The following is a 12,315-nucleotide window of genomic DNA, read 5'->3' as shown; positions in this document are numbered from 1 at the left end:
TGCCCCCCGCAGCGATGACGGCGTACCGCGTTCCGGGCCGCGCGCCAACGGGGATTTTTACGCACCCGGCACCCCCAGCAGCTGCGCCTGCGCCTTCAATCGTCCCGCCGCAGCCGGGTTCGCCGCAATCCCGTCTTTCAGCGCCTGTGCGGCCTTTGCCGTTTCGCCCAGCGTCATCCGGCTGCGCATCAACATGATCCAGCGGTCGACGTCGGCGGGATCGGCTTTGAGCTTCGCTTCGAGCCCGCTCACCATGCCCTCGATCATCTGGTCCTGCTGGCCCTTAGGGAGCTGCGATGCCGCTTCCATGTCGGCGCGGCTCGGCCCCGGAATCGCGCGCGCCGCAACCGGCATTTCGTTGGCGGTCAGCGGCCGCGGCTGCGTGCTTGCGAGCCGCGCGGCAACGTCGATCTTGTGGATCTGCCCAACCTGTTCGATCGTGCGGCGGAGGTCCGCCTCCCATGGCGCGCCCTGCGGTGTGTCGGCGAGCAGCGCGAACCAGTCCTCGATCGCGCCCTTGTGATCGCCGCCAATATCCTTTTTCACCGCGAGGAAATAACGCGCACGCGGATCCTTGGCGTCGAGCGCGATCGCCCGGTTGAACGCGTCGAGTCCGGCGGCGGGCATCGGATCGCTGTCGCTTCCCATCACCCGCGCCTCGCCGAGCGCAGACCAAAGGCCCGCCGAATCGGGCGAAAGCGCGACCGCCTTTTCATAAGCGGTGGCGGCACCGGCAAAATCGCTGAGGTCGAATTTCGCGGCGCCGAGCGCGGTCCAGGCGTCCGCGCTGCTCGGTTCGCGCTTTGTGCGCGCCTCCAGCTCGGCGAGCTGATTGGACTGCGCGCCCATGGTTTGCGTTGCGGGATCGGGCGCCGGGGGACCGGAATCGCGCCAGATCGCATAACCGATCGCGGCTGCCAGCAACAGGAAGGCGGCGATCAATATCGCCCGGTTGGTGCCCGTCATGCCCCCCGTAGTGCCCGTCGCCATCTTGTTGCTCTCGCTCATTTTTGCCCCTCTTGGACGCGCCGCGAAAAAATGCCGCCTGTGCGCGCAGTCATATTGCCTTTGCTTGGCGATGGTGTAGCCTTTGGCATACAAGGTCGGTCAACGATAAAATCGTCAGGGGTCGCACCGGCTTTCCCAGTCATACAGGGGAGGGGTGCATGGCAATTTCGGATCACGTCGACTTTTCGACGTTCATGGAAGGCGTAAAAAAGCGCAACCCGGGTCAGCCCGAGTTCGTCCAGGCGGTGCAGGAAGTGTCCGAGGACATCTTCGATTTCATCGCCGACAAGGAAGAATATCACGCGCAGCAAATTTTGCGGCGCATCGCCGAACCCGACCGGGTCGTGTCCTTTCGCGTCTGCTGGGAAGACGACAACGGCAATATCCGCGTTCAGCGCGGCTGGCGCGTCCAGAACAACAATGCCATCGGGCCGTATAAGGGCGGCATCCGCTTTCACCCGAGCGTCACCGAAAGCGTGCTCAAATTCCTCGCCTTCGAACAGACGTTCAAGAATGCGCTGACCGGGCTGCCGATGGGCGGCGGCAAGGGCGGGTCGAACTTCAATCCCAAGGGCAAGAGCGTGCGTGAGATCATGCGCTTTTGCCAAAGCTTCATGACCGAGCTCTATCGTCACATCGGCGCCGACATCGACGTGCCCGCGGGCGACATCGGGGTGGGTGGCCGCGAAATCGGCTTCATGTTCGGCCAGTACAAGCGGATCACCAACGAGTTTACCGGCGTGCTCACCGGCAAGGGTCTCGAATGGGGCGGCTCGCTGATTCGCACCGAGGCGACGGGTTATGGCGCGGTTTATTTCCTCGCCAATATGCTCGCCGCGAAGGGGCAGGATCTGGTCGGCAAGAGTGCGGTCATTTCGGGCTCGGGCAATGTCGCGACGCACGCGGCCGAAAAGATCGTCCAGCTCGGCGGCAAGGTGCTGACGCTCTCCGATTCGGGCGGCTTCATCCATGATCCCGATGGCATCACGCAGGAAAAGATTGATTGGGTGAAGGCGCACAAGACGCATCGCCGCGGCCGGATCGAGGAATATTGCGACGAGTTCAAAAGCGCGAGCTTCACGGCGGGCAAGACGCCGTGGGGCGTGAAGTGCGACGTTGCTTTGCCGTGCGCGACGCAGAACGAGCTGCTCGGCGACGATGCGAAGGCGCTCGTCGCCAACGGCTGTATCGCGGTCAGCGAGGGCGCCAACATGCCGACCAACCTCGAAGGTGTGCATATCTTCAAGGATGCGAAGATCATGTTCGCGCCGGGCAAGGCGGCGAATGCCGGCGGCGTCGCAGTGTCGGGCCTCGAAATGAGCCAGAACAGCGGGCGCCGCAGCTGGAGCGAAGCCGAGCTGCAGCAGATGCTCAAGGACATCATGGACGGCATCCACAAGAGCTGCCTGACCTATGGTGACCGCGGCGGCGGCTATATCGACTATGTGAAGGGCGCGAACATCGCCGGCTTCAAGAAAGTGGCCGACGCGATGCTGGCATTCGGGGTGGTATAAATCGGCCCAAGGCGTAAAGGCGCCGGGTTGGGGAAAAAGGGGTTCTGCGGATGACGACGCACGCTGGAAAGGAGCGCGCCGACCGGCCTTGGGCGGCGTTAGCCGCCCTTGCTCCCACGCGCGCGGCATTTGCCACTCTGGTGCTGATGCTGCTCGCGTTCGCCATTGCGGCGTTCGTCTTTGCACCCCCCGCCCGCTCGCAGGGCGAAAGCGGCGCGCGTTACACCGGCGTCGCTTCGTGCGCGGGTTCGACCTGCCACGGCCGGATGGAGGGTGACGGCACCGTCGTCCGCCAGGACGAGCTGATGAAATGGCAGGAACCCTCGACCCCCGGCGGTGCGCACAGCCGCGCGTGGGCAGTGCTCAGCAACAACCGCAGCCAATTCATCGCGCGCAACCTCGGCATTGGTGATCCCGCCAAGGCGCAGATGTGCCTCGGCTGCCACAGCACTGCGGGCACCGCGCGCGCCGCCCCGGCCGAGGACGGCGTCGGCTGCGAATCGTGCCACGGCCCCGCGGGCGGCTGGCTTGCGAGCCATTATGCCGGCGTCGGCACGAACGCCGACCCCGACCGCGAAATGCGCGACAAGCATCTCGCGAACTTGTCGGCGGGGCTGAAGAAGCTCGAGGACCCCGTCGTCCGCGCGGGCGTATGCGTCGACTGCCATTTCGGCTCGGCGGCCGACGGCCAGTTCGTCACCCACCGCATCATGGCGGCAGGGCATCCCCGCATTTCGTTCGAACTCGATCTCTTCTCGTCGCTGCAAGCGCATCATCAGGAAGACGCCGACTATGGCTGGCGCAAGTTCGGCGCCGCGAACCGGCGCACCGATCATGTCCAGATGTGGGCGGTCGGGCAGGCGACCGCGATCGAGCGCAGCCTCGCTCTGTTCCAGACGCGGCGCGGGACCGAGGGCCTGTTCCCCGAATTCTATTTCCTCGACTGCCACAGCTGTCACCGCCGTATCTTCGATCAGGCGAAGCCCGTGCGCACCGGGCTCGACAATCCCGGCCGGTCGATCCCCGAAGGCATGCCGCCCTATAATGACGAGAATCTGATCATGCTCGCCGCCGCGGCGCGCTTGGCCGCGCCCGCGCTTGCCGACCAGCTCGCTCTCCGCACCGCGGCGTTCCACAAGGCGATGGCGACCGACCGGCCGAGCGCGGTCGCCGCTGCAGTGCAGCTGTCGCAGACCGTCGCGGCGCTCAAGAGTGCGTTCGCGTCGCGCAATTTCTCGGGCACCGACGCCTTTGCGATGGTCGACGCGATTTCGGCGAAGGCGATCAGCGATCGCTACACCGACTATTCGGGGTCGCAGCAGGCGGTGATGGGGGTCGACACCTTGCTCAACGCGATGGTGTCGTCGGGCCGCGTGACCATCGGTGCGGCGGCGGGCATTCGCGGCGACATCGACCGCGCCTATGCTGCGGTGAAAGACCCCAACGCCTACAAGCCCTCCGAATTTCAGGCGTCGTTCGGCAGCGCAGTGCGCGCGATCGGGGCGCTGCGGTAAGATCATGCAGAGCAAGACCCATCTTTTTCGTTCGGCCGCCTTTGCCGCGATGGGCGCGCTGCTGCTTACCTCGTGCGGCGGCGGTGGCGGGGGTGGCGGCGGTACGCCGACCCCGACTCCTACCCCGACCCCCACTCCAACGCCGACTACGGTATATACGCCGCCCGCCGCCGAAGCGCTGAGCACGGCGGACGTCGAGCGCGTGCTCGCACAGGCCATATCGGAAGCGCAGGCACGCGGCCTGCCATCGGTGATCGCGGTGACCGACCGCGTCGGCAATGTGCTCGGCGTGTTCCGTATGTCCGGCGCGCGCGCGACCGCGACGACCGCGCCTGCCCCTAATGGCGCGAACATCGACGCACAGAATGTCACCTTTCCCGCTGAGGGCGGCGCGATCGCCAAGGCGGTTACCGGCGCGTATCTCTCGAGCGGCGGCAACGCCTTCTCGACCCGCACCGCGAGCCAGATCGTCCAGGAACATTTCCCGCCGGCGCCGACCACCGTCGGGCTCGAAAGCGGGCCGCTTTTCGGCGTGCAGTTCAGCCAGCTTCCCTGCAGCGACCTGTCGGCGCGCTTCGGTACCGCCGGGGCGGCGGCGCTGATCGGCCCCAAACGTTCGCCGCTCGGCCTCGCCGCTGACCCCGGCGGGCTGCCGCTCTACAAGAATGGCGTGCTCGTCGGCGGCATTGGGGTGATGGGCGACGGCATCTACGGCAGCGACTCCAACATCCTCGACGTCGACAACGACCCCGAGGAGTTCATCGCGCTCGCGGGCACGCGCGGATTCGAAGCACCAATCAGCATTACCGCCGACAAGATTACCGTCGATGGCACAAGCTTGCGCTTTTCCGACGCTAAATATGAGGACTTGAGCCCCCCAACCGGGGCGAGTTTCGCCAGCCTCAATGGCGCCGCGGGCAACCTCGTCGCGGTGGTCGGTTATGCCAATGCCGGGGTCATTGCGGGCACCGCTTATGGCAGCGAGGCGTCGGGCATCCGCGCGTCGACTGCGGCCGAATTTTCGAACCGCGACGCCTTCGTGCTCACCGACGGCAGCGGTGCGAACCGCTATCCGCTGCGTGCCGGCACCGACGGCGCAACGAACAGCGCGCCGCTGACGCAGGCCGAAGTGCGCGCGGTCCTAGAGGAAGCCTTCACGGTAATGAGCCGCGCGCGCGCGCAGATTCGCCGCCCGCTCGACAGCCGCGCGCAGGTGTCGATCAGCATCGTCGATACGCATGGCTCGGTGCTTGGTCTCGTCCGCTCGCCCGATGCACCGATCTTCGGAACCGACGTCAGCTTGCAGAAGGCGCGCACCGCAGCCTTTTTCTCGGGCGCGCAGGCCGGAACCGAACTCAGCGCGAACGCCAGCGCCGATGTACGCCAATTCGTCACCGCGACGCGGAATTTCCTGAACAATCCTGCCGCGCTCACCGGCACGATCGCCTTCTCCGACCGCGCCAACGGCAATCTGTCGCGGCCCTATTTCCCCGATGGCGAGGTCGGCCGGCCGAACGGGCCGCTTTCGCGCCCGATCGCGCAGTTCAATCCCTTCTCGACCGGGCTGCAATCGGCGCTGATCATCGGCAATCTCGGGGCGCACCTCGGCTTCGTCTCGGGCGCCAGCCCGACCGACACCCCGGCGCGCTGCACGACCTTGCCCGACGTCGCGGCGGGGCAGAACCGGCTGCAGAACGGTATTCAGATCTTCCCCGGATCGGTCCCCATATATCGCGGCAATCAGCTGGTCGGCGCAATCGGCGTGTCGGGCGACGGTATCGATCAGGATGATATGATCAGCTTTTTGGGCGCGCATAATGGCGGCGCGCGCGTCGGCGGCATTGGCAATGCGCCCGCCGCAATCCGCTCGGATACGGTTGTCGTGAATGTCGGCGCCGGAGTGCGCCTCCGCTATATCAGCTGCCCGTTCGCCCCGTTCCTCGACACGGCGAACCAGAATGTCTGCAACGGGCTATAGGTGATGATGACGGGGGGCAGCCTTTGGCCGATCATCGCGACACTCGCGGCGCAGGGCGCGCCGGGGGCCGATGTCACGCCGCCGTCGCCCGCGCCCGAGGGGCCGCCTGTTGCCGGCGATGCCGCGCCCGCCGAACAGCCTGCCGACGAACTGATCCCGCCGCCGCCGCCGGTCGACTGGCAGCAGATGGTGAAGGACGACCTCATCACCGACATCATCGAGGGGCGCCGTCGTCCCGGCTATCGTCCCGACCTTCCCGATGCGCTGACGCAGGACAATGTCGGTGCGTTGCGGCCGCCGCCGCCGCAGGCGTTCCCGGGGATGGAGGACCAGCTGCCCGTTCCGGACCGCTGGCGCCTCATCGAAACGCTTGGCGTGGTCAAGGAACGCTGGTTCGATCCCTACAACCAGAACACGTACAAGGGTGACCGCGCGATCGACCGCAGCAAGGTCAAATGGCTGCCGATCAAGGGCGACGACTGGTTCTTCGTCGCCAATGCGGTGTCCGACACGGTGTTCGAACCGCGCACCTTTCCGATCCCCGTCGGCGTCCAGACGACCGAACGGCCGGGCAGCCTTGACGTGTTCGGCAAGGATCGCAGCTTCGTTTTCGCGCAGACCTTCATCGCCGGCGCGGCGCTGATCAAGGGGTCGACCGCGTTCAAACCCCCCGACATCGAATATCGCGTCACGCTCGCCTATCAGGCCAATTATGTCGACGTGCCCGAACGGCGCGTGCTCGACGTGCGTCCGTCGAAGGCGAGCCATCGCTACGACTCGTTCCTCGGCGTGCAGGAATTGTTCGTCGACAAGCATCTCGGCAACACGTCCGACCGCTATGATTTCTATTCGATCCGTCTTGGCATCCAGCCGTTCCAGAGCGATTTCCGCGGCTTCCTGTTCAACGACAGCCAGCTCGGCATCCGGCTGTTCGGCAACCGCGACAACAACCGCTTCCAATATAATCTCGCGGCCTTCTGGCGGCTCGAAAAGGACACCAACAGCGGCCTCAACGACATCACCCAGACCCCGCGCAGCGATTTCATCTTCACCGGCAATCTCTATCGGCAGGATTTCCCCGTCGTCGGACTGACCAGCCAGGTCAGCGTCACCTACAATATGAATCGCGAAAAGAATGACGTGCAGATCGACCACAACGGCTTTCCGGTGCGACCGGCGCTGCTCGGCGATTTGCGCGGGCGCGAATATGACGTCGTCTATCTGGGCTACAGCGCCGATGGGCGGATCGGGCGGATCAACGTCACCGCGAGCTTTTATGCGGCGCTCGGCGAAGACCGGAACAGTTTCTTCACGAGCAAGCCTGCCGAGATCCGCGCGGGCTTCGGCGCGGTCGAACTCAGCTACGATCACGACTGGATGCGTTTCCGCCTGTCGGGGCTTTATGCGACCGGCGACGGCGACCCGTACAACAACACCGAGGGCGGCTATGACGCGATCTTCGAAAATCCGATCTTCGGCGGCGCCGATACGAGTTACTGGATCCGCCAGACGATCCCCTTTGCGGGCGGCGGGCGCGTCATCGCGATCAGCGGGCGCAACGGCATCCTGAATTCGCTCCGCTCGTCGAAAGAAGAGGGGCAGTCGAACTACAACAACCCGGGCACCGTCTTCGTCGGCGCGGGCGCCGATTTCGACCTGACCCCCGAATTTCGCGTCAGCACCAATTTCAACCATCTGTGGTTCGAAAATACGTCGACGCTTCAGGCACTGCGCACCGAAGGGTCTATCCCCAAGGATATCGGTTTCGACCTGTCGGTCGCGACGATCTGGCGGCCGAAGGCGACGCAGAACATCGTCGGGCGCCTCAGCGGCGCGGTGCTGCTGCCCGGCAAGGGGTTCAAGGACCTGTTCGACAACAAGCAAAAGAACGACGCCTATGTGTCGATCCTCGCTAATGTGATCGTGAGTTTCTGATCGTGACGCGCAAACTCTTCGCCCTCTTCGCCTTCCTGCTGATGAGCGTCAGCCTGGGCGTGAGCGTCACGCGCGCGGCCGAAGAGGAAAAGCCGCTCAAGATCGAATATCGCTTCACCCCGCCCGCGCCGCGCGAGCAGAGCGAGGCCGAGGTCGTCCAGAAATCCGAAGGTTGCTACAGCTGCCACACCCGCACCGACCAGCCGTCGATGCACGCGACCCCTGCGGTGCGGCTCGGCTGCACCGACTGCCATGGCGGCGACGCGAGCCAGCGCGGCACGCCCGGCCTCGGCTACCAGCATCCGACGAACAAGGCGGTGATGAAGCTGGCGCATCCGCAGCCGACCTTGCCCGGCGCCTGGCACGACAGCTCGGCGAACCCGCAGCGCAGCTATACGCTGCTCAACAAGGAATCGCCCGAATTCATCCGCTTCGTGAACCCCAGCGACTATCGCGTCGCGCGCGAAGCCTGTGGTGCGTGCCATCTCGAGGTGATCGAGGCGACCGAGCGGTCGATGATGTCGACCGGCGCGATGCTGTGGGGCGGCGCGGCGTATAACAACGGGATCGTCCCCTATAAAAACTACATCTTCGGCGAGGCCTATACGCGCAAAGGCGAACCCGCCTGCATCCTGTCGCCCTCGTCGCGGCTCACTGCCGAGGAATATAAGGAAGCGTGCAAGCCAAGCTTCGGCTTCGACAAGATCCTGACCGACGAAGAGAAAAAGCGCGGCGCGCTCGCGAAAATGTATCCGCTGCCGCGCTGGAGCGTGCTGCCGCCGGGCGACGTGTTCCGCGTATTCGAGCGCGGCGGGCGCAACATCAACACGCAGTTCCCCGAAATCGGCCTGCCCAATCCGACGGGCAGCATCCAGCGCCTCGAGGAACCGGGGCGCCCCGACCTCAAGCAGTCGAACCGCGGCCCCGGCACCGGGCTGCGTGTGTCGATCCCTGTGCTCAACATCCACAAGACGCGCCTCAACGACCCGCTGTCGTGGTTCATGGGGACGAACGACCAGCCCGGCGACTATCGCCATTCGGGCTGTTCGGGCTGTCACGTCGTCTACGCCAACGACCGTGAGCCGCGGCACAGCCTGACCTACGCCAAATTCGGCCGCGACGGCGAGACGGCGACGGTCGATCCGACAATCGCAGAGAAGAAATGGAAGCCCGAAGGCGGGCACGGCGGCGATTCCCATGGCGCCGACGACGGCCATCAAGCCGGCGGCGGTCACGGCGCGCTGATCGACCCCGCCGATCCCGACGTCCCGGCACGCCCCGGATCACCGGCGCGCGGTGAATCGGGCCACCCGATCAGCCACGCCTTCACGCGCGCGATCCCGACCTCGCAGTGCATGTCGTGCCACATGCACCAGCCGAACATCTTCCTGAACTCCTATCTCGGTTACACGATGTGGGATTATGAATCGGATGCGCCGCAGATGTGGCCGGGCCCCGACAACACAGCTCCGCGCCCGCCGGGGATGACCGACGAGGAGTATCAGAAGAAATACAAGCAACAGCGCTATCCGACCGCCGCCGAGGTGCATGCGGTGCTCGAACGCAATCCCGAGGCGGCGGCGGCGCGCGGGCTGTGGGCCGACGTCGAATTCCTGCGCGACGTCTATGACGTCAACGACAGCAACAAGGATACGCAGTTCGCCGACTATCATGGCCATGGCTGGAACTTCCGCGGCATCTTCAAGCGCGACCGTAACGGCAATCTGCTGACCGCCGACGGCAATATGTCGACCTATGGCACCGACACCGCGAACATCATCGACCCGAAGGACCCGGAAAAATGGCGCAAGAGCTGCAGCCATTACACCGATCCGAAAGAGCGCGACCTTTGCCTGTCGAGCGCCGATCCGGGCCGGCCGGGCATCGAGGGCAAGTTCGTGCCGCCCGGGATCAATCCCGGCAAGGCGGTCCATATGATGGACATCCATGCCGAAAAGGGCATGCAGTGCGCCGATTGCCACTTCGCGCAGGACAGCCATGGCAATGGCTATATCCAGGGCGAGGTCGCGAATGCGGTCGAGATCAGCTGCAAGGATTGCCACGGCACCGCCGACGCCTTCCCGAACCTGCTGACCTCGAACGTCGCGGCGCGGCCGCAGGGCAATAATCTGGCGCTGCTCCGCAACCCCGACGGCCGCCGCCGTTTCGAATTTCAGTATAATGACGACGCCGAGGTGATCGGCCTGATCCAGCGTTCGATCGTCGATCCGAAGCTCGAATGGCAGGTCAGCCTCGTCAAGCAGGCGGTGACTCCGGGGCCGCACTTCAACGCCAAGGCGGCGCGCGCGAAGCTGATGGCGCGGGCAGGCTCGGAGGATGGCAAGTTCGAATGGGGGCCGGGGGTCGCCAAGGAAGACCGCGCGCACGGCGACGACAAGATGACCTGCTTCACCTGTCACCTGTCGTGGACGACGAGTTGCGGCGGTTGCCATTTGCCGATCGAGGCGAACTGGAAGACCAAGATGCACCATTTCGAGGGTGAGGAGACGCGCAACTTCGCGACCTACAACCCGCAGGTGGCGCGCGACGAGATGTTCCAGCTCGGCCGGCACCAGCTCACCAAGCCCGGCGAGCCCGGCCCGAACGGCGAGGCGCGCGGCATCATCACCCCGGTGCGCTCGACCTCGGCGCTCGTGCTGTCGTCGACGAACATCAACCGCGAACGCATCTATGTGCAGCAACCGCCGATCTCGTCGGCGGGCTATTCGAGCCAGGCGTTCGCCCCGCATTTCCCGCACACGGTGCGGCGTTCCGAAACCAAGCAGTGCAGCGACTGCCACCTGTCGGTGGCCGACGATAACAACGCGATCATGGCGCAGCTCAATCTGCTCGGCACCAACTTCGTCAATTTCGTCGGTTTGAACGTCTGGTCGGGTCAGGAAAACAGCTTCCAGGCGACGCGCGTCACCGAATGGGACGAGCCGCAGGCGGTGATCGGCAGCTACCTCCAGAAATACGCCTATCCCGACTATTGGAAACTGCATGTCGACCAGAATGGCCGCGAGCTCAAAAATTGGGTGCGCGGCAAGACCTTCGACAAGAATGGCTCGGGCGAAACGCACGCGCTCGAGGAGTTCGCCAATATCGTCCAGGGGACGAGCGGGCGCGTGAATTGCCTGCAACAACGCGGCGAATATATGTTCGTGGCAGAGGGCAAGGGCGGTTTCCGCGTCTATGACATCGCGTCGATCGGCAACAAGGGCTTCTCCGAACGCATCATCCGCGCGCCTTTCTCGGCGCTCGGGCAGGATACGCATGTGAAGACGAAGAACGCGACCTGCATGGCGATCGCGACGACGCAGCCGATCAGCGTGTCGCGCAACGAGAATATCGTGAAGAATTTCCCCGAGAACCACGAACAGGTAATGCACGATATCTACCGTTATGCGGTGATCACCGACAGCGTCGAAGGGCTGATCCTCGTCGACATCGACACGCTCGCCGACGCCGAATTCCGCAACAACAAGTTCAAGCGCGAGCTGACGTGGAACGAGGGCAATGTGCTGGCGGGCGCGCGGCATGTGACGCTCGCGGGCAGCATTGCCTATATCACCACCGACGCCGGGCTGGTCGTGCTCGACCTCTCGACCCCGCTCCAGCCCAAGGTCACGGCGCAGCTGCCGCTGACCGACGCGCGCGCCAGCGCGGTGCAGTTCCGTTACCTCTGGGTCACTGATGCCGAGGGGGTGAAGCTGTTCGACGTCACCAATCTCGCGCAGCCGGTTGCGGTGCCGTCGGGCACGGTGCGGCTCGCCAACGCGCGCAAAATCTATCTGGCGCGGACCTATATGTATGTCGCGGCGAAGGCCGACGGGCTTGTCATCGTCGATGTGACGCGTCCCGCGGCGCCGATCGTCTGGCCGGGGCTGACCTTTGGCGGAATGCTCAACGATGCCGAGGATGTGATCGTCGCGTCGACCAATGCGTCGCTGTTCGGTTATGTCGCCGACGGGCGGAACGGCATCAAGGTCCTCCAGCTGACCAGCCCCGACAATCCCGGCCTCTACGGCTTCTCGCCGAAACCGACCCCCGAACTGATCGCCTGGGCGAAGACGCCGTCACCCGCGCTCGCGCTGTCGAAGGGGCTCGACCGCGACCGTGCCGTCGACGAAACGGGCGGCCAGATGGCGGTGTTCGGACGCGTCGGCTCGCGCCCGTTTACCCGGCCAGAAATGGAGAAGCTGTTCCTGAACAGCAAGGGCATAGTCTATAAGGTCAGCGACGCGGTCGACCAGAATGCCTGGCGGCCGCCGTTGCTTTACGCGAATTGAGCGCGCTGGTCTGCTTAGGACTGGCTCTGGCCATGGATGCTGAAACAAGTTCAGCATGACGAGGTTTGGAACGT

General features: G+C 64.8%; 6 protein-coding genes. 5 read left to right on the top strand and 1 reads right to left on the bottom strand.

Going from position 1 to position 12,315, the window contains the following annotated elements; all coding sequences use genetic code 11:
* Positions 1 to 57: 57 nt before the first annotated feature.
* Positions 58 to 1,008 carry a tetratricopeptide repeat protein gene (locus ASD73_RS13790; protein ID WP_235534404.1) on the bottom strand — a complete coding sequence of 317 codons (951 nt, stop codon included), beginning with the start codon at positions 1,006 to 1,008 and terminating at the stop codon, positions 58 to 60.
* 158 nt (positions 1,009 to 1,166) lie between these two features.
* On the opposite strand from ASD73_RS13790, the gene gdhA reads away from it, so the two are divergent.
* From gdhA to ASD73_RS13765, 5 genes are read left to right on the top strand one after another with little or no spacing between them, the layout of a single operon-like run.
* On the top strand, positions 1,167 to 2,522 hold the full coding sequence (gene gdhA / locus ASD73_RS13785) for an NADP-specific glutamate dehydrogenase (RefSeq protein WP_056372977.1): 1,356 nt from the start codon (positions 1,167 to 1,169) through the stop codon (positions 2,520 to 2,522).
* 50 nt (positions 2,523 to 2,572) lie between these two features.
* Positions 2,573 to 4,036 carry a multiheme c-type cytochrome gene (locus tag ASD73_RS13780; RefSeq protein ID WP_056372976.1) on the top strand — a complete coding sequence of 488 codons (1,464 nt, stop codon included), beginning with the start codon at positions 2,573 to 2,575 and terminating at the stop codon, positions 4,034 to 4,036.
* A 4-nt stretch (positions 4,037 to 4,040) separates the two neighbouring features.
* Positions 4,041 to 6,014, top strand: a complete 1,974-nt coding sequence (locus ASD73_RS13775) for a heme-binding protein (protein WP_056372975.1) — start codon at positions 4,041 to 4,043, stop codon at positions 6,012 to 6,014.
* A gap of 3 nt (positions 6,015 to 6,017) precedes the next feature.
* Positions 6,018 to 7,949: a hypothetical protein gene (locus tag ASD73_RS13770; RefSeq protein ID WP_235534403.1), complete on the top strand. Its 1,932-nt coding sequence runs from the start codon at positions 6,018 to 6,020 to the stop codon at positions 7,947 to 7,949.
* 41 nt (positions 7,950 to 7,990) lie between these two features.
* Complete coding sequence (locus ASD73_RS13765; RefSeq protein WP_056373648.1) at positions 7,991 to 12,241, top strand: hypothetical protein; 4,251 nt, start codon at positions 7,991 to 7,993, stop codon at positions 12,239 to 12,241.
* Positions 12,242 to 12,315 lie beyond the last annotated feature (74 nt).

This window comes from Sphingopyxis sp. Root154 (assembly GCF_001427105.1).
Lineage (GTDB): Bacteria > Pseudomonadota > Alphaproteobacteria > Sphingomonadales > Sphingomonadaceae > Sphingopyxis.
The sequence above is the reverse complement of the archived record's forward strand: the minus strand, read 5'-3'. Positions and strand labels throughout refer to the sequence as shown.

What these genes read in the sequence shown, in the direction of transcription:
- ASD73_RS13780 (WP_056372976.1), top strand. Translation starts at nt 2,573, where the DNA reads ATGACGACGCACGCTGGAAAGGAGCGCGCCGACCGGCCTTGGGCGGCG.
- ASD73_RS13765 (WP_056373648.1), top strand. Translation starts at nt 7,991, where the DNA reads ATGAGCGTCAGCCTGGGCGTGAGCGTCACGCGCGCGGCCGAAGAGGAA.
- gdhA (WP_056372977.1), top strand. Translation starts at nt 1,167, where the DNA reads ATGGCAATTTCGGATCACGTCGACTTTTCGACGTTCATGGAAGGCGTA.
- ASD73_RS13790 (WP_235534404.1), bottom strand. Translation starts at nt 1,008, where the DNA reads ATGAGCGAGAGCAACAAGATGGCGACGGGCACTACGGGGGGCATGACG.
- ASD73_RS13775 (WP_056372975.1), top strand. Translation starts at nt 4,041, where the DNA reads ATGCAGAGCAAGACCCATCTTTTTCGTTCGGCCGCCTTTGCCGCGATG.
- ASD73_RS13770 (WP_235534403.1), top strand. Translation starts at nt 6,018, where the DNA reads ATGATGACGGGGGGCAGCCTTTGGCCGATCATCGCGACACTCGCGGCG.